Annotated in this window: 11 protein-coding genes and 1 other RNA gene; 9 read left to right on the forward strand and 3 right to left on the reverse strand. The window is 64.9% G+C overall.

What is annotated here, in order from left to right; translation table 11 throughout:
• Positions 1-19: 19 nt before the first annotated feature.
• Together xdhB and xdhA are read right to left on the reverse strand one after the other, a co-directional pair.
• Positions 20-2,419 carry a xanthine dehydrogenase molybdopterin binding subunit gene (xdhB, locus tag Q7C30_RS14360; RefSeq protein WP_317871868.1) on the reverse strand — a complete coding sequence of 800 codons (2,400 nt, stop codon included), beginning with the start codon at positions 2,417-2,419 and terminating at the stop codon, positions 20-22.
• Complete coding sequence (gene xdhA, locus Q7C30_RS14365) at positions 2,412-3,866, reverse strand: xanthine dehydrogenase small subunit (protein WP_317871869.1); 1,455 nt, start codon at positions 3,864-3,866, stop codon at positions 2,412-2,414. The genes xdhB and xdhA overlap by 8 nt, the downstream gene beginning before the upstream one ends.
• 269 nt (positions 3,867-4,135) lie before the next feature.
• Here xdhA and Q7C30_RS14370 point away from each other — a divergent pair, with 269 nt between their 5' ends.
• The 9 genes from Q7C30_RS14370 to Q7C30_RS14410 all read left to right on the forward strand — a co-directional run bounded on the left by Q7C30_RS14370 (position 4,136) and on the right by Q7C30_RS14410 (position 16,426).
• Positions 4,136-4,795, forward strand: coding sequence for a GntR family transcriptional regulator (locus tag Q7C30_RS14370; protein ID WP_295483668.1), 660 nt, complete (start codon positions 4,136-4,138; stop codon positions 4,793-4,795).
• Between the two features lie 3 nt (positions 4,796-4,798).
• On the forward strand, positions 4,799-8,293 hold the full coding sequence (smc, locus tag Q7C30_RS14375; protein ID WP_317871870.1) for a chromosome segregation protein SMC: 3,495 nt from the start codon (positions 4,799-4,801) through the stop codon (positions 8,291-8,293).
• A 204-nt stretch (positions 8,294-8,497) separates the two neighbouring features.
• A complete protein-coding gene (gene zipA, locus Q7C30_RS14380; protein ID WP_295483674.1) occupies positions 8,498-9,382 on the forward strand; it encodes a cell division protein ZipA in 885 nt (294 codons plus the stop codon).
• Between the two features lie 115 nt (positions 9,383-9,497).
• Positions 9,498-11,828, forward strand: coding sequence for an NAD-dependent DNA ligase LigA (ligA, locus tag Q7C30_RS14385; RefSeq protein ID WP_317871871.1), 2,331 nt, complete (start codon positions 9,498-9,500; stop codon positions 11,826-11,828).
• Between the two features lie 145 nt (positions 11,829-11,973).
• An RNA gene (gene ffs, locus Q7C30_RS14390) (signal recognition particle sRNA small type) lies at positions 11,974-12,070 on the forward strand.
• Between the two features lie 225 nt (positions 12,071-12,295).
• Positions 12,296-13,342 carry an N-acetylmuramidase family protein gene (locus Q7C30_RS14395; RefSeq protein WP_317871872.1) on the forward strand — a complete coding sequence of 349 codons (1,047 nt, stop codon included), beginning with the start codon at positions 12,296-12,298 and terminating at the stop codon, positions 13,340-13,342.
• 1 nt (position 13,343) lies between these two features.
• Complete coding sequence (locus Q7C30_RS14400; protein ID WP_317871873.1) at positions 13,344-13,964, forward strand: hypothetical protein; 621 nt, start codon at positions 13,344-13,346, stop codon at positions 13,962-13,964.
• 86 nt (positions 13,965-14,050) lie between these two features.
• A complete protein-coding gene (locus Q7C30_RS14405) occupies positions 14,051-14,476 on the forward strand; it encodes a hypothetical protein (protein ID WP_317871874.1) in 426 nt (141 codons plus the stop codon).
• Positions 14,477-14,485: 9 nt separating this feature from the next.
• Positions 14,486-16,426: a hypothetical protein gene (locus tag Q7C30_RS14410; protein WP_317871875.1), complete on the forward strand. Its 1,941-nt coding sequence runs from the start codon at positions 14,486-14,488 to the stop codon at positions 16,424-16,426.
• On the opposite strand, the gene Q7C30_RS14415 is transcribed toward Q7C30_RS14410, so the two are convergent.
• Positions 16,420-17,178, reverse strand: coding sequence for an ABC transporter substrate-binding protein (locus Q7C30_RS14415; protein ID WP_317871876.1), 759 nt, complete (start codon positions 17,176-17,178; stop codon positions 16,420-16,422). The two genes, Q7C30_RS14410 and Q7C30_RS14415, sit on opposite strands and share 7 nt — an antisense overlap.
• Between the last annotated feature and the right edge of the window lie 51 nt (positions 17,179-17,229).

A 17,229-nucleotide genomic window follows, 5' to 3' on the forward strand; every position in this document is an offset into this window, starting at 1 on the left:
CTCGGTGAGGCCGGTGTCGTCAGGGGGCGACGGTTTCCGCCACGGGCTGGGTGGCGAGTGGCTGCATGCGCGCCTGGCGCATCTGTTCGCAGCCCCAGAGTACGCGTTCGGGTGTGGCGGGCGCGTCGATCTGCGGCTGCACGCGATAGTCGGCCAGGCTCGCCACGGCGTCCTTGAGCGCGCACCAGGCGGCGATGCCGAGCATGAACGGCGGCTCGCCGACGGCCTTGGAATGGAACACCGTGTCCTCGGGGTTCTTGCGGTTCTCCACCAGCTTCACCCGCAGGTCCGGCGGCATGTCGGCCACCGCCGGGATCTTGTAGCTGGCCGGGCCGTTGGTCACCAGCTTGCCCTTGGCGTTCCACACCAGCTCTTCGGTGGTCAGCCAGCCCACGCCCTGGATGAACCCGCCCTCGACCTGGCCGATGTCGATGGCCGGGTTCAGCGAGTCGCCGACGTCATGCAGGATGTCGGCGCGCAGCATCTTGTACTCGCCGGTGAGGGTGTCGATGAGCACTTCCACGCAGGCGGCACCGAAGGCGTAGTAGTAGAACGGCCGACCGCGGGCCTGGCTGCGGTCGTAGTAGATCTTCGGCGTGCGGTAGAAGCCGGTGCTCGACAGCGAGACCTGGCCGAAGTAAGCCTGTTGCACCAGCTGTTCGAAGCTCAGCAGTTGTTCGCGCACGCGGACGTGGCCGTTGCGGAATTCGACGTCTTCTTCGCTGACCTGATAGTGCCGGGCGGCGAACTCGGTCAGGCGCCGCTTGAGAATCTCGGCGGCGTTCTGGGCGGCCTTGCCGTTCAGGTCGGCGCCGCTGGAGGCAGCGGTGGGCGAAGTGTTGGGCACTTTGTCGGTGTTGGTGGCGGTGATCTGGATGCGCTCGATGTCGACCTGGAACACCTGCGCCACCACCTGGGCGACCTTGGTGTTCAGGCCCTGGCCCATCTCGGTGCCGCCGTGGTTCAGGTGAATGCTGCCGTCGGTGTAGAGGTGGATCAGCGCACCGGCCTGGTTGAGGAAGGTGGCGGTGAAGGAGATGCCGAACTTCACCGGCGTCAGGGCCAGGCCCTTCTTCAGGACGGGGTTGGCGGCATTGAACTGGCGGATGGCTTCGCGGCGTTCGGCGTACTGGCTGCTGACTTCCAGCTCGGCAGTCATTTCCTCGAGCAGGTTGTGCTCGACGGTCTGGTAGTAGTGGGTGACGTTGCGTGTCTGCTTGCCGTAGTAGTTGGCCTTGCGCACCGCCAGCGGATCGAGGCCCAGGTGCCGGGCAATGTGGTCCATCACCTGTTCGATGGCGACCATGCCCTGGGGGCCGCCGAAGCCGCGGTAGGCCGTGTTGGAGGCGGTGTGGGTCTTGCAGCGGTGGCCGTTGACCGTGGCATCGCCCAGGTAATAGGCGTTGTCGGCGTGGAACATGGCGCGGTCGACGATCGAGCCGGACAGGTCGGGGGAATAGCCGCAGTTGCCGGCCAGGTCCATGGCAATGCCGTGCAGGCGGCCGCTGTCGTCGAAGCCGACGTCGTACTCGACATAGAACGGATGACGCTTGCCGGTCATGGTCATGTCCTCGACCCGTGGCAGGCGCATCTTGGTCGGTTGCCCGGTCAGGCGCGCGATCACCGCGCACAGGCACGCGGGGCTCGCGGCCTGGGTCTCCTTGCCGCCGAAACCGCCGCCCATGCGGCGCATGTCCAGCACCACCTTGTTCATCGACACGTCCAGTACCTCGGCCACCAGCTTCTGCACTTCGGTGGGGTTCTGCGTCGAGCAGTACACCAGCATGCCGCCGTCCTCGGTGGGCATGACCGACGACACCTGCGTCTCCAGGTAGAAATGCTCCTGGCCGCCGATGTGCAGGGTGCCTTGCAGGCGGTGCGGGGCGCTGGCCAGGGCGGCGCTCGAATCGCCGCGCTGATGGGTGTGGCTGTCGAGCACGAAGTGCTTCTGGCGCAGGGCCTGGACCACGTCCAGCACTGGCTCCAAGTCTTCGTATTCGACGATCGCCGCCTGCGCGGCGCGGCGCGCGGTGGCCAGGTCGCGGGCGGCCACGGCCAGCACCGGTTGGCCGTAGTATTCGACCTTGTCGATGGCCAGCAAGGGGTCGCCGGGCATTATCGGGCCGATGTCCTTGAGGCCGGGAATGTCCTCGTGGGTGATGACGATGCGCACGCCTTCGAACTGGTAGCACGGCGTGGTATCGATGCGCAGGATGCGCGCGTGGGCGCGGTCTGCCGTACGTGCATAGACGTGCAACTGGTTGGGGAACTCCAGGCGGTCGTCGATGTACACGGCCTCGCCGGACACGTGCTTGTCGGCGCTTTCGTGGCGCACGCTGCGACCGACGCCGGTGCTCAAGTCCTGGCTGAACAGTTCGGCCATCTCGGCCTGGCTCTTGACGGTGTGATGGTTAGACATGGTCGGTCACCCGGGTCGCGAAGGACGGCGATTGCTGTTCGATGAAGTACTTGCGCAGCAGGTTCTGCGCGGTCAGCAGGCGATAGGCCTGGCTCGCGCGAAAGTCGCTCAGTGGGCTGAAGTCCTCGGCCAGCGCCTGGCAGGCGCGCTCTAGCGTGGCCGAATTCCACGGCTTGCCCAGCAAGGCGGCCTCGCAGGCGCGGGCGCGCTTGGGGATCGCTGCCATGCCGCCGAAGGCGATACGGGCGCCGGCCACGGCGCCGTCGTCCAGGCTCAGGTTGAAGGCCGCGCACACCGCCGAGATATCGTCGTCCAGGCGCTTGGAAACCTTGTAGGCACGGAAGGTCCAGTCGGCGCTGGCGCGCGGCACTCGAATCGTCTCGATGAACTCGCTGTCCTGGCGGGCGGTGATGCGGTAGTCGATGAAGTAGTCTTCCAGCGCCAGAGTGCGCTGGCGCTCGCCCTGGCGCAGCACGATCTCTGCATTCAGGGCGATCAGCAGCGGGGGCGAGTCGCCGATGGGCGAGGCGTTGCCGATGTTGCCGCCCAGGGTGCCCTGGTTGCGGATCTGCAGCGAGGCGAAGCGCTGCAGCAGGGCGCCGAAGTCCGGGTACTCGCTCGCCAGCGCGGCGTAGCAGTCGGTGAGGGTGACGGCGGCGCCGATTTCCAAATGCGTGGCGGTGAGGTCGATGCGCTTGAGCTCGGCCACGTGACCGACATGGATCATCACCGGCAGGGTCTTGTGCATCTGCGTGACTTCCAGCGCCAAGTCGGTGCCGCCGGCCAGCAGGCGCGCCTCGGGGTGCGAGCCGTAGAGCTCGGCCAGGTCGGCGACGGTCAGTGGCACCAGGCAACGTTTGTCGCCGCTGTTGAGCTCACCGGTCTGTTGCGGGGCGATAGTCTTCAGAAGGGCGATGGTCTGCGCCTGCCCAGCGTCGAACTGATCGGGGCAGGGCTGGGTGCAACTGCGCTCGGCGGCCTCGAGAATCGGCCGGTAGCCGGTGCAGCGGCACAGGTTGCCGGCCAGGGCTTCATGGGCCTGGTGCGGGTCGGCACTGCTGCTGTTCTTCTGCAAGGCGAACAGCGACATGACGAAACCAGGGGTGCAGAAGCCGCATTGCGAGCCGTGACACTCGGCCATGGCCCGCTGCACGCTGTGCAACTGGCCCTGGTGCTTGAGCGCTTCGACGCTGATCAACTGCTTGCCGTGCAGCGCCGAGACGAAGGTCAGGCATGAATTGAGGCTGCGGTAGCGCAGGGTGTCGGCGCCGTGTGCGTCCTGGGTCAATTCACCGACCACCACGGTGCAGGCGCCACAGTCGCCACTGGCGCAGCCTTCCTTGGTGCCGGTCTTGCCCAGGTGCTCGCGCAGGTACTGCAGCACCGTCATGTTCGGGTCCAGCGCGTGCTCGCTGTGCAGCGCCTGGTTAACGAGAAACTGGATCACGGAGGAATGCCTCGTAGCGTTTTATTGTTGTTGGGCGGACTCTAAGCAAGCGCTGACCTCGGGGTCAATAATTTTCTGACCCAAAGGTCAGGATTTTACCCGCGCCTGTGTCCAGCCACCCAACGCTGACCTTCTGACAAGCATAGATCGCGCCGGCTCGGCCGGGTGACCGCGAGGTCGCACAAAGCCGTGTGTGGCGCTGCGCGGTTGCCCAATGAGTGCGCTACAATCGCGCCCTTGTGCACTGTTTTCGACTTCCAAGGAACATCATGACGTTCAAGGCGCCTGACAGCCTCTGCGAGCAGATCGCTCACTACCTGGCCGAGCGGATCATCCGTGGCGAGCTCGCACCCGGTGAGCGCATCCAGGAGCAGAAGGTTACCCAGGCGCTGAACGTCAGCCGCGGCTCGGTGCGCGAGGCCCTGCTGATTCTCGAACGTCGCCATCTGGTGGCGATCCTGCCGCGACGCGGCGCCCACGTCACCGAACTGGACGAGCGCAGCGTGCGCAGCCTGTGCGCGCTGATGGGCGAGCTGTACATCCTGCTCGGCTACGCCGTGGCCCAGCAGTGGCGCAGCGAGAGCGACCTGCTGCCGTTCCTGGAGATCCAGCAGCGCCTGCACCAGGCCCGCGTGGCCCAGGACATCGAGTCGTTCGTCGCCGACAGTTTCGCGGTGATGCGCGCGGCCTACCCCTTCGCCGCCAACCCCTACCTGCAGGAAACCGTGGAAAACCTGCAGCCGGCCATGAGCCGCGCCTACTACCTGGCCCTGGACCAGCGCCAGGCCAACATGGACGACTACCTCGAACTGTTCGCCCGCCTGCTCGACGCGGTGCTGCTGCGTGACATGCCGCGCATCCGCGAGGTACTGGTCGCCTACTGCCAGCGCAGCTGCGAGCTGGTGCTGGCTGCGCTGGCGCGGGCCTGACCGATGCGCCTGAAGTGCATCCGCCTGGCCGGCTTCAAGTCCTTCGTCGACCCCACCACCGTCAACTTCCCCAGCAACATGGCGGCGGTGGTCGGGCCTAACGGCTGCGGCAAGTCCAACATCATCGATGCGGTGCGCTGGGTGATGGGCGAGAGCTCGGCGAAGAATCTGCGCGGCGAATCGATGACCGACGTCATCTTCAATGGATCTTCCGGCCGCAAGCCGGTCAGCCAGGCCAGCATCGAGTTGGTGTTCGACAACAGCGACAGCACCCTGGTGGGCGAGTACGCCGCCTACGCCGAGATTTCCATTCGCCGCAAGGTCACCCGCGACGCGCAGAACACCTACTACCTCAACGGCACCAAGTGCCGACGCCGCGACATCACCGACATCTTCCTCGGCACCGGTCTGGGTCCGCGCAGCTACTCGATCATCGAGCAGGGCATGATTTCCAAGCTGATCGAGGCCAAGCCCGAGGAACTGCGCAACTTCATCGAAGAGGCGGCGGGCATCTCCAAGTACAAGGAGCGTCGCCGCGAAACCGAGAACCGCATCCGCCGTACCCAGGAAAACCTGGCGCGCCTGACCGACTTGCGCGAAGAGCTCGAACGGCAGCTCGAACGCCTGCACCGCCAGGCCCAGGCGGCCGAGAAGTACCGTGAATACAAAGCCCAGGAACGCCAGCTCAAGGCGCGTCTGTCGGCCTTGCGCTGGCGGGCGCTGGATGAACGCGTGCGCCAGCGCGAAAGCCTCATCGGCGACCAGGAAGTGGCTTTCGAGGCGCTGGTGGCCGAGCAGCGCAACGCCGATGCCAGCATCGAGCGCCTGCGCGACGGTCACCATGAACTCTCCGAGCGCTTCAACCAGGTGCAGGGGCGTTTCTACTCGGTGGCCGGCGATATCGCCCGCGTCGAGCAGAGCATTCAGCATGGTCAGCAGCGCCTGCGCCAGTTGCAGGATGATCTCAAGGAAGCCGAGCGTACGCGCCTGGAAACCGAGTCGCACCTGGGCCACGACCGCACCTTGCTGGCTACCCTCGGCGAAGAGTTGGCCATGCTCGAACCCGAGCAGGAGATGACCCTGGCGGCGGCCGAGGAATCGGCGGCCACGCTCGAGGAAGCCGAGCTCGGCATGCACGGCTGGCAGGCCCAGTGGGACGATTTCAACACCCGTTCCGCCGAGCCTCGGCGCCAGGCCGAGGTGCAGCAGTCCAAGCTGCAACAGTTGGAAGGCAGCCTTGAGCGGCTGGCCGAACGTCAGCGCAAACTCAGCGAAGAGGGCGAACAGCTCGGCGCCGATCCACAGGATGCCGCGTTGCTCGAAGTGGCCGAGCAGGTGGCTGACGGCGAGCGACTGCTCGAGGAGCTGCAAGCGCAGGAGCTGCAGGTGGTCGAAAGCCTGGAGGCGCAGCGCGAAACCTTGCAGCACCTGAGCCAGGATCAGCAGCAACGCCAGGGCGAGTTGCAGCGCCTGGGCGGTCGGCTGGCGTCGCTGGAGGCCTTGCAGCAAGCGGCGCTGGAGCCAGGCGCTGGGGCGGGCGAGTGGTTGCAGCGCCAGGGGCTGGGCGAGCGGCCGCGGTTGGCCGAAGGTCTGCGGGTGCAGCCGGGCTGGGAGCTGGCGGTGGAAACCGTCCTGGGCGCCGATTTGCAGGCGGTGTTGGTGGACGATTTGGCCGAGCTGGATTTTGCTGCCTTGGAGCAGGGTGACCTGCGCTTGCTGGTTGCGGGTCAGGGCGGTCGTGCGCAGGCTGTGCCCGGGAGCTTGCTGGACAAGGTCGAGGGCCGCAGCGACCTCACGCCCTGGCTCGGCCAGATCACCCCGGTCGAAACGCTCGAGCAGGCCCTGGCGCTTCGCGCGACCCTCGGTGACGGCCAGAGCCTGATCAGCCGCGATGGCTACTGGGTGGGTCGGCATTTTCTGCGGGTCAGTCGAGGCGGCGATGCCGCCGGCGGAGTGCTGGCCCGCGGTCAGGAAATCGAGCGGCTCGGTCAGGAACAGCAGGCGTTGCAGGACGCGCTCGCTGAGTTGGAGGCGCAACTGCAAGCGCTGCGCGAGCGCCAGCGCAGCCAGGAAGAGCAGCGCGAGCAATTGCGCCGTCGCAGCCAGGATGAAAGCCGTGCGCTCGGCGAGGCCAAGGCGCGCCTCTCGGCGGGCCGGGCACGCGCCGAGCAGTTGGAGCTGCGCCGCCGTCGTCTGCAGGAAGAACTGGCCGAACTTCAGGAGCAGCGTGCGCTGGAGCTCGAACAGTTGGGTGAGGCGCGGCTGGTGCTGCAGGACGCACTGGACCTCATGGCCCAGGACACCGAACAGCGCGAGCAGTTGCTGGCCCGGCGCGACACCTTGCGCGAAGGTCTCGATCGCGTGCGCCAGGAAGCCCGGCAGCACAAGGACCATGCCCATCAGTTGGCGGTGCGCCTGGGCTCGCTGCGCGCCCAGCACGACTCCACCCGCCAGGCCCTTGAGCGTCTGGAGCAGCAGGCGGCGCGCCTGCATGAGCGTCAGGAGCAATTGAGCCTGAACCTGGAGGAGGGCGAGGCACCGCTGGAAGAGCTGCGCCTGAAACTGGAAGAGTTACTCGAGCGGCGCATGAGCGTCGATGAAGAAATGCGTCAGGCCCGCCTGCACATGGACGAAGCCGACCGGGAACTGCGCGAGGTCGAGAAGCGTCGAACCCAGGCCGAGCAGCAGGCGCAGTTGCTGCGCGGGCAACTGGAACAGTCGCGTCTGGAGTCGCAAGGCCTGGACGTGCGCCGCAAGACCTTGCAGGAACAGTTGCTCGCCGACGGCTACGACCTGAACGGGGTGCTCGCCACCTTGGAGGCCGAGGCCAGCGAGCAGGGCACCGAACAAGAACTGGAGCAGACCGAGGCCCGTATCCAGCGCCTGGGCGCGATCAACCTGGCGGCCATCGAAGAATACGAGCAGCAGTCCGAGCGCAAGCGTTACCTCGACGCGCAGAACGCCGACCTGGTCGAGGCGCTGGACACGCTGGAGACGGTGATTCGCAAGATCGACAAGGAAACCCGCAGCCGCTTCAAAGAGACCTTTGATCAGATAAACGATGGATTACAGGCACTTTTTCCAAAAGTTTTCGGTGGTGGCAGCGCTTATCTGGAACTGACGGGCGAAGATTTACTCGATACAGGGGTGACGATCATGGCGCGTCCCCCGGGCAAGAAGAACAGCACCATCCATTTGCTGTCCGGCGGCGAGAAAGCACTGACCGCCTTGGCGCTGGTGTTTGCCATCTTCAAGCTCAATCCGGCACCGTTCTGCATGCTCGACGAAGTCGATGCGCCGTTGGACGATGCCAACGTGGGACGCTACGCCCGCTTGGTCAAGGAAATGAGCGAGACGGTGCAGTTCATCTACATTACGCATAACAAGATCGCCATGGAGATGGCCGATCAACTGATGGGGGTCACCATGCATGAGCCTGGTTGTTCACGTCTTGTTGCAGTTGATGTGGAGGAGGCAATGGCCATGGTTGACGCGTAATGCGCGAAGATTGGCCGGTATTCGTAGGGAAATGCGCCTTACAGGTGCGACAGACGGTGTAAAGTTGCCGGTGGTCGTGCTAGCTTAACGTCACTCGTTTTGCGCGTGGGTAAAACGCCTGTCAGAACATAGAGTTGGCGCCACGTGTTAAAGGGCTTTCAAGCCTTTGTTTTCAAGCATATTTCTATAGAGGCACGGGATTACATGGAAATCGGTCTGCGCGAGTGGCTGATCCTCATCGGCATCATTGTCATCGCCGGTATTCTTTTCGACGGCTGGCGCCGCATGCGCGGCGGCAAGGGCAAGTTGAAGTTCCGTCTGGATCGCAGCTATTCCAACGTCGCGGACGACGAGGGCAGCGCCGAGGTGCTGGGCCCTGCGCGCGTCCTGGATACGCACAAAGAACCTGAACTGGACGAGACCGACCTGCCGTCGATGAGCGCGCCGTCCCGTGATCGCGAACGTGAAGCCAAGCCGGCCAAGGCCGCCAAGCGTGGCAAGCGTGCCGCCAGCGACGCGCCTGCCGCCGACCTGAAGCTCTCCGCCGAGCCGCGCGAACCCGACCTGTTCGCCGACGAGGGCGACGACTACAGCGCCGATACCAGTCGTAACAGCGGATTCGCCACCAGCAACAATGCGGCCAAGGAGCTGCCACCGGTCGAGGAAGTTCTGGTGATCAGCGTCATTTCCCGTGACGAAGGCGGTTTCAAAGGCCCTGCGTTGCTGCAGAACATCCTCGAAAGCGGCTTGCGCTTCGGCGAAATGGACATCTTCCACCGCCACGAAAGCATGGCCGGTCACGGCGAAGTGCTGTTCTCCATGGCCAACGCGGTCAAGCCGGGCATTTTCGATCTGGACGACATCGACCATTTCAGCACCCGTGCGGTGAGCTTCTTCCTCGGTCTGCCAGGCCCACGCCATCCGAAGCAGGCGTTCGACGTGATGGTCGCTGCCGCACGCAAGCTGGCCCACGAACTGGACGGCGAGCTCAAGGACGATCAACGCAGCGTGCTGACGGCGCAGACCATCGAGCACTACCGTCAGCGCATCGTCGAGTTCGAGCGCCGCGCGCTGACCCAGAAACGCTGAAACACCCAGACTCAAGAGCAGCCCATGGGGATTGCGGGTCGGTTCGGGAGACACCACGTCTCCCTGACCCCTACATGACCCAGGCTGCTCTTTTGCTTTTCCAGAGACCTGACCCATGAACGCCGAAAACCGAATCCACGCACTGCGCGCCGAGCTCGACCAGCATAACTACCGTTATTACGTGCTCGACGAGCCCAGCGTGCCTGACGCCGAATACGACCGGCTGTTCAACGAGCTCAAGGCCCTGGAGGCCGAGCACCCGCACCTGGTCACGCCGGACTCGCCCACCCAACGGGTCGGCGGCGCGGCGTTGGCTGCGTTCAGCCAGGTCCGCCACGAGATCCCTATGCTCAGCCTGGGTAACGCCTTCGAGGAAACCGACCTGCGCGAGTTCGGTCGGCGTGTGGTCGAGGGCCTCGACCAGCGTGAGGCTGTCGATTACAGCTGCGAGCCCAAGCTCGATGGCCTGGCGGTGAGCCTTTTGTACCGCAACGGCCAGTTGGTACAGGGCGCCACCCGTGGCGACGGCACCACCGGTGAAGACATCAGCACCAATGTGCGCACCATCCGCAATGTGCCGCTCAAACTGCACGGCAAGGGCTGGCCTGAGGTGCTGGAAGTCCGAGGTGAGGTGTACATGAGCAAGGCCGGTTTCGAGCGCCTGAACGCCGCTCAGGCCGAGGTCGGTGGCAAGACCTTCGCCAATCCGCGCAACGCCGCGGCCGGCAGCCTGCGCCAGCTCGACTCGAAGATCACCGCCAGTCGGCCGCTGGAATTCTGCTGCTATGGCGTGGGACAGACCTCGGCCCGCGTCGCTGACAGCCACATCGCCACGCTCGAACAGCTCAAGGTCTGGGGGCTGCCCATCAGTCCCGAGCTCAAGCATGCCGAAGGCATCGAGCAGTGCCTGGCCTATTACCAGGACATCGGCGCACGACGTAACAGCCTGGCTTACGAGATCGATGGCGTGGTGTTCAAGGTCAACAGCCTGGCTGCCCAGCAGGAGCTGGGCTTTCGCGCCCGCGAACCGCGTTGGGCCATCGCCCACAAGTTCCCCGCCATGGAAGAGCTCACCGAGGTGCTGGACGTCGAGTTCCAGGTCGGTCGTACCGGCGCGGTGACGCCGGTCGCACGTCTTAAACCCGTCAAGGTCGCAGGCGTTACCGTGTCCAACGCGACCCTGCACAACATGGATGAGATCGCCCGCCTGGGCCTGCGCATCGGCGACACCGTGATCATCCGCCGCGCCGGCGACGTGATCCCCCAGGTCATGCAAGTGGTGCTCGACCGCCGTCCCGACGACGCCCGTGCGGTGGAGGTGCCCAGCGCCTGCCCGGTGTGCGGTTCGCAGGTGGAGCGCACGCAGTTGGTCAAGCGCAGCAAAGGCCGCGAAACCACCAGCGAGGGCGCGGTGTACCGCTGTGTCGGGCGGCTGGCCTGTGGCGCCCAGCTCAAGCAGGCGATCATTCACTACGTGTCGCGCCGGGCGATGGACATCGACGGTCTTGGCGAGAAAAGCGTCGAACAATTGGTCGATGAGGGCCTGATTCGCTCGCCGGCTGACCTGTACGCGCTCAAGCCCGAGCAAGTCGTCGAGCTCGAAGGCTTCGCCGAAGTGTCCAGCCGCAAGCTGGTCGAGGCCATCGAGGCGAGCAAGCGCCCGACCCTCGCGCGTTTCATCTTCGCGCTGGGCATTCCCGATGTGGGCGAGGAAACCGCCAAGGTGCTGGCCCGCTCGCTGGGCAGCCTGGAGCGGGTGAAGGTGGCGTTGCCGCAGGTGCTGACTTACTTGCCGGACATCGGTCTGGAGGTCGCCCACGAGATCCACAACTTCTTCGAGGACGCGCACAACCGTGACGTCATCGAGCAGTTGCTCGCCAGCGGCATGCAGTTGCAGGACCAGGGCGAGCTGGCGGCCGAGTTCGCCGCCAGTACCACGCTGGCCGGCATGATCGCCAAGCTCGACATCCCCTCGGTCGGCCCGACCGGCGCCGAGAAGCTGGTGGACAAGCTCGGCACCCTCGACAAGATCATCGCCGCCGACGGTATCGACCTGCGCCAGGCGCTCACTACCAAGCAGGCCGAGGCCGTGCGTGAGTTCTTCAAGGTCGAGGCCAACCAGCAGCTCGCCCGCGCCATCGAGGCACAGCTCAAGGACTTCGGCATGCACTGGCACAGCGAGAAGAAGACCGCCGACGGCCTGCCCCTGGCCGGCCAGACCTGGGTACTCACCGGCACGCTGGAGCGCATGAGCCGCGACATCGCCAAGGAGAAGCTGGAGAGCCTCGGCGCCAAGGTGGCCGGGTCGGTGTCCGGCAAGACCCATTGCGTTGTCGCCGGCCCCGGCGCCGGTTCGAAGCTGGCCAAGGCCAGCGAGCTGGGAGTCAAGGTGCTGGACGAGGACGCCTTCGTGGCCTTCCTGGCGGAGCAGGGCATCGCGGTATGAGGGTGCTGCACGCCTGCGCGGACCTTGCTTGAATCGACAAGTCATTGAGAAATGATGGGTTTTTTCACCCGCAACGGTTGTAACTTCCTCACGTAACGGTACAATGGCGCGGCTCGTCACCTGATGAGCTGCGTTATGGTGGCCCCACCGGTCCCCCCGCATTGATTACCCGTTAACCTGGTCAGGCCCGGAAGGGAGCAGCCACAGCGGGAACATCGAGTGCCGGGGTGTGGCTGGTGGGGCCGCCACCTTTCTGTAGCAGCAAAATCCCTCACTACCTCCTTCGCACCCCCATGCCACCCGCCGCATGCGATTTCGTGCACCCCCTCCCAACTCCAACTGCCGCAACTGGACAACTCAAAACGCCCTTGCTAGTTTCGCCGAGCCATATGTTTCAACGTGTAACTTCGGCGCTAAACTGACATTGAAGTGCTATCACTTCACCCACTCGGCAAGGACGCAATCCCATGAAAAGCTTGCAAGGCCTCCCCAGTCTCATCAGCGCGTCGGTGGGTACGCCCGGCAAGGCGCGCAACTTGCCAGCCGATGTCCAGTGCATTCAATACCTCTTCAACCTGATCGGCACGCAGCTGGGTTTTCCGCTGCCGGAAAATGGCCGCTGCGATAACCAGTTGGTGCAGCGCATCAGCCAATACCAGTTCCGCCAACTCAAGTACGCGCACCCCGATGGGGTGGTGGACCCCCGGGGGCGGACCTTCAACAGCCTCATCGAACAGGCCGTGCGGGTGCCGGTCAAGCTCAGCCCGGCCCTGCGCCTGCCCACGTTCGTCAATGCCTTCGCCAACAACGGCAATGCCCAGGTGCAGGGCACGGTCAATCATTACCTGGACCGGGTACGGGCGATGATCGAGGCCGAGCGGCGCAATCGGGAGATGGTGCTGCAGGTCACCTGCGACGGTAATACCAGCCTCAGCGACACCGACTTCCAGAATGCCGCCAAGCAATTGGGTAACGGAATTTCGGCCAACCTGATCAAGGCCTTCGCCACCGTGGAATCCGGTGGGCGATCAGGCTTCGGTCCGGCCCGGTTGCCGGTGATCGCGTTCGAAGGGCATATTTTTCAACGGCTGACCAAGCACAAGTACGATCAGACGCATCCATTGCTCTCCTACAAATACAAAAAGAAAGCCGGACCGCAGTGGCAGGTCAACAACAAGGACCAGACCAAGGCCTGGGAAACCATGGCCACAGCCTTCGGGCTGGACCAGGATGCTGCCTTGCAGTCGGCCTCCTGGGGCATGTTCCAGATGATGGGGTTCAACTTCGCCGATTGCGGTCATGCCAATGTGTTCGAATTCGTCGCGGCCATGAAGCTCAACGCCGGCAAGCAACTCGATGGCTTCCTCGGCTTCTGTGCAAAACGCCCAGCCTTCATCAAGGCCGCCAAGAACAAGGATTATGTCGGCATGGCCACCAGTTACAACGGCCCGGATTATGGCGACTACGACGTGCGGATCAAGAAAGCCTACGAAGCACTCGAAGGGAAGAAATGATATGAACCACCTGTTTCCCCGCGCGCTGCACACCGGTGCGGCGCTGCTGCTGGGACTGTCCTGCGCCGTGCATGCCAGCGCCGCCGAGATCAAGGCCGGTCAATACGACGCGCTGATGCTGGCGGTCACCCCCGACCACCAGGTCGAGGGCTACTATTCCGAAACCCTGGGTCAAGGCGTCACCCGCACCTGTTCGTTCTACCTCAAAGGGCCGATCAACGGCGACGGCGCCGTACCGCTGAACACCTGGGAGTACGACAGCTTCCCCGGCAGCCTGAAGGCCACCGCCGACGGGGTTAGCCTCACCATCGAGAAGGGCCGGGAACACTCAGGTTGCGCCAGTGTGATGATGCCGCAGATCGCCACCGGGCTGGACCTGAGCCGTTACGCTGAAAAGCCCTGGATCGGCCTGCTCAAGATCAGCGCCGACAAGGCTTATCTGCGCAAGCAGGCGCGCGGCAGCACCAGCAAGCGCCCCTACATCGTCAAGGACGATGTGGTCGGTGTGCTGGCGTTCAAGGACGGTTGGGCCAAGGTCGAGTTCATCAATGACAACGACCGCTCGTTCAGCGGCTGGATCAGCCAGGAGCAGTACAGCCGTCTGGTGCCACCCAAGCCTTGAGGCGTGTCGCGGTACCTGCTTTTATCGCCGAACAGGCTTATGATGCGCCTCTCGCAGCCCACCCATTCCTGAGAGAGGTCATCAGCATGGATCAGGTTGACGATCTGACCCGCCAGCGCATTCGTGACTGGCAAGCCCGCCGTCTGCAGATCAAGGATGAGATGGCCAGCCATCCCGAGCGCACCCTCGAACTGTCGACGCTGCTCGATCAGATGGAAGACGAGCACGCGCGCATTCTCGGCGAGGCCACGCCGCTGGCTACCCAGCCTGAAACCCCGGAAGGGGCTGAACCGGCGCCGGGCCTGGCGTTGCGCCTGAGCGTCTCGGCGCGCAGCGCAGCCGACTTGCGCAAGCTGCTGGAACTGGCGCTGCATGAGCTCGACGGTGCGTTGGCTGCCCAGGCGGCCGCGTCGGCTGACAGCCTTCGCCGGTATCCGGGCGGCATGTCCGGCTCGTTGGGCACTTATGCCTATGACCTCCAAGCCACACCCCACCCCGATTCCGCTGAATGACCTGCGCGCATGCAACCTGAACATTACGATTTCGCCACCGCCGCCTTTTTGCCGGTCTGTCTGGAGGTGTGCCAGGCCCTGCTCGACGACGCCAGTGCCCTGGACGGTCTGAGCGACCCGGAGCTGGCTGCGCTGCTGGTGATCCAGAACCTGGCGCAGGCGCGCGAGCAGGTGCTCGATCCGACCGCGGCCGAGCGGGTGCTGGTCAAGCTGTTGCGCTGGTCGGTCCATGGTCCGCATTCGGCAGGGGTGACCCTGACGTCCGAGGCGCAGCGCCTGTTCGACGCCCACAAGCTGTATTTCGGCCTGGAACGGCTCAAGGGCTCGCGCGTACACCTGATGGACGCCGAGGAGGTGGCCGAGCGCGCTTACCTGCTGCCCGACGGCACCTGGGACACGCGCTTTTGTGCGCAGCGCCACCAGGCCCACAACCCGTTCAGCCAGCAGGCCATCACCGGCTTCAACAAGGAGCGCTGGCTCACCACCGAGCAGGACAAGCTGCTGCGCGTGCTGCGCGCCAATCCCGACGAGGACCTGCACGTGCAGGGCTACGCCGGCATCGGCAAGAGCTACCTGCTCGGCGGGCTGATCGACTGTCTGCCCAAAGGCCGAGTGCTGGCCCTGGCGCGCACACCGAACAAGCTCGATGCCCTGCGCCGCCGCATCGGTAGCGGCTCGCGCGCCGGCAAGACCTTCGCCGAGTTCGCCCAGGCCCTGATCAGCGGCCCCGGCGGCTATGCGCCGCGCTCGCCAGCGCGGTTGCCGAGCAAGCGTGCGGTCGCCGAACGCCTGGCGATCATGGGCTTTCGTCAGTACGACGGCGAGAAGACCCTGGATATCGCGCTGGAAGTACTCAAGCGCTACTGCGAATCGCGCGAGCACAGCCTCAGCGCCCAGCACCTGCCGCACTTCGCCCAGGCGCTGAGTCGCGCCGACGCCCAGGTGCTGCTCGAGTACGCCAGTCGCCTGTGGCTTTACGTGCAGGATCATCCCGCCTGGGGCCGCCAGACCGGTTTCGCCACGCTGCTGCTGCTCAAGCGCGCCAGCCTGTCCGGCCACAGCGTGCCGAGCCGCTACAGCCATGTGATCGTCGACGAAAGCCAGGACATGCCCGGCCCGCTGCTGCAGATCATCGAGCGCGGTCGTCAGGTGCTGATCACTCTGGGCGACGAGTACCAGCGTGCCGACGGCCCAGGGCTGCGCCGCGGTCGCCAGGTGCGCCAGCGCGACATTGCCTTCTCGGTGCGCTGCGGGCAAAAAGTCGAGAAGTTGATCAATCCGCTGATCGGCATGCACTCGAACAAGTCCAAGCTGGCTTTCGAGGGCGCTGGTAGCGTCGAGGTGGGCATCGAGTACTATCCGCTGGATTTCGTGCCGCCGCCCGGTTGCGTGGTGCTGACCGCTTCACTGTGGGACTCGATGAAGTGGGCCCTGCAATTGGCCGACAACCAGTGCCAGGTCGGTTTCGCCGACAACCCGGCGATGAAGCGCTTCATGCACAGCGCCGTGCAGTTGTTCCGCGCCGACCTGTATGGCGCAGGCAGCGAGGGCGAGCAGACGCACCCGGCGTTCGCCCATGCGTTGAACTGGCGGCAGGTGCAGGACGAGCATCGCTATGACGAGTCGTTCCTGTGGGTCGAGGCGCGCTTGCAGGCCGGTTTTCGCATCGCCGACCTCAACGCCCTGGCCACGCGCTTCAGTCAGGACCCCGGCAGCCTGCTGCTGATGCCGGCGCAGGAGGCCGGCGGTCAGGAGTTCGACCGCGTGCTGCTGACCCAGGAACTGATGGCGCTCAGCCCGTTCCAGGACGCCTACGCCTTCGACAGCCGCCTGTGCGCGGTGTACATCGCCCTGTCACGGGCGCGCCGCCACCTCTATCTGCCCTATGACGTGGAAGAGTGGGTGGCCTATCACAAAGGCCGCACGTTCCGGCAGTCGCATGGCTATTGATCGGCACTCTGCAGTTCCGCAGCCTGGGTGTAGCGCTGGACGATACGCTCCACTTCGCCGGACTGCTTGAGCCGGACCATGGCGCGCAGCACGCGCTGGGCCGGGATGTTCGGATCGTTGCGCACCATGCAGCCCAGATCCTGTTCCTCGAGCAGCAACAACGGACGCAGACGCTGCTCGGCCGGTTGCTGACGATTGAACCACTGCAGTGACAACTGGTTGCTCACCGCGTAGCGGTAGCGGCCGGCCTGCAGTTTTTGCAGGGCCAGGTCCTGGTTGCGACTGTCTTCGCGCTGTAGCAGGTGCTGGGCGAACAGCGGCTGCAGAGCAGGGTAGGTGTAGCCGAGCACGGTGCCGATGGCTTGAGCCGGCAACTGCGCCAGCCCACCGGGCAGGCTGTCGCCGGCACGCCCCACCAGCAGGTCGCGCTGGCGGATCAAGGGCACGCTCCAGATGAAATTGCCCGGGCGCTCATTGAGCCAGTCGCTGGCCACGTAGCAGCGCACGTCGATGTCGCCGTCGAGCATCGCCTGTTCCAGGCGCAGGCGCGCCAGCACATGGTACTGCGGGGTGATCTCGGCTTCGCGGGCCACCGCCTGCATCAGGTCGAAGAGAATGCCCTGGACCGGCACCTGATCCTCCAGGCGAATCAAGGGCATGCTCCAGCTTTCGGCGATGGAAAAGCGCATCACCGACGGCTCGGCCAGCGCGCTGGCGCTGCACACGGACAGGATGGCGAGAAATCGGCGCACGTCTACCCTCCAGGTTCATCCACGATTTCAGCGGCGCGTACCGCAGGCGTG

It is taken from the genome of Pseudomonas sp. RAC1 (assembly GCF_030658255.1).
Lineage (GTDB): Bacteria > Pseudomonadota > Gammaproteobacteria > Pseudomonadales > Pseudomonadaceae > Aquipseudomonas > Aquipseudomonas boreofloridensis.

Coding starts and splice junctions, on each gene's coding strand:
- xdhB (WP_317871868.1), bottom strand. CDS start 2,419: ATGTCTAACCATCACACCGTCAAGAGCCAGGCCGAGATGGCCGAACTG.
- Q7C30_RS14370 (WP_295483668.1), top strand. CDS start 4,136: ATGACGTTCAAGGCGCCTGACAGCCTCTGCGAGCAGATCGCTCACTAC.
- smc (WP_317871870.1), top strand. CDS start 4,799: ATGCGCCTGAAGTGCATCCGCCTGGCCGGCTTCAAGTCCTTCGTCGAC.
- zipA (WP_295483674.1), top strand. CDS start 8,498: ATGGAAATCGGTCTGCGCGAGTGGCTGATCCTCATCGGCATCATTGTC.
- ligA (WP_317871871.1), top strand. CDS start 9,498: ATGAACGCCGAAAACCGAATCCACGCACTGCGCGCCGAGCTCGACCAG.
- Q7C30_RS14395 (WP_317871872.1), top strand. CDS start 12,296: ATGAAAAGCTTGCAAGGCCTCCCCAGTCTCATCAGCGCGTCGGTGGGT.
- Q7C30_RS14400 (WP_317871873.1), top strand. CDS start 13,344: ATGAACCACCTGTTTCCCCGCGCGCTGCACACCGGTGCGGCGCTGCTG.
- Q7C30_RS14405 (WP_317871874.1), top strand. CDS start 14,051: ATGGATCAGGTTGACGATCTGACCCGCCAGCGCATTCGTGACTGGCAA.
- Q7C30_RS14410 (WP_317871875.1), top strand. CDS start 14,486: ATGCAACCTGAACATTACGATTTCGCCACCGCCGCCTTTTTGCCGGTC.